The 322-nt window shown below is 64.3% G+C and carries 1 protein-coding gene; it reads left to right on the forward strand.

Annotated elements, in window-relative coordinates; genetic code table 11:
* On the forward strand, positions 1-322 hold a 322-nt coding region (locus tag IM284_RS23005; RefSeq protein ID WP_193055969.1), incomplete at both ends, for an Ig-like domain-containing protein.

Genomic DNA, 322 nt, shown 5'->3' on the forward strand with positions numbered 1-322 from the left:
GATCAGCCTCGACGGCGGCACCACCTGGATTGACCTGACGGTGACCGGCACCACGTGGCGCTACACCGATGGCCGCACCCTGACGGACGGTTCGTATCAGTACCAGGTGCGGGTGATCGATAGCGCGGGTAACGTGGGGGCAACGGACAGCCAGGACGTGGTGATTGACCTGACGAAGCCTGCGGCAACGACCATTACCGTGGATTCCGTTACCCAGGATACCGGCCTGTCCGGCAGCGACTTTATCACCAGCGACAACCAGATCAGCCTGAAAGGGACGCTCGGCGCGGCGCTGGGCAGCGGCGACCACGCGCAGATCAGC

Source organism: Enterobacter cloacae complex sp. P12RS (assembly GCF_014895875.1).
Classification (GTDB): domain Bacteria; phylum Pseudomonadota; class Gammaproteobacteria; order Enterobacterales; family Enterobacteriaceae; genus Enterobacter; species Enterobacter bugandensis.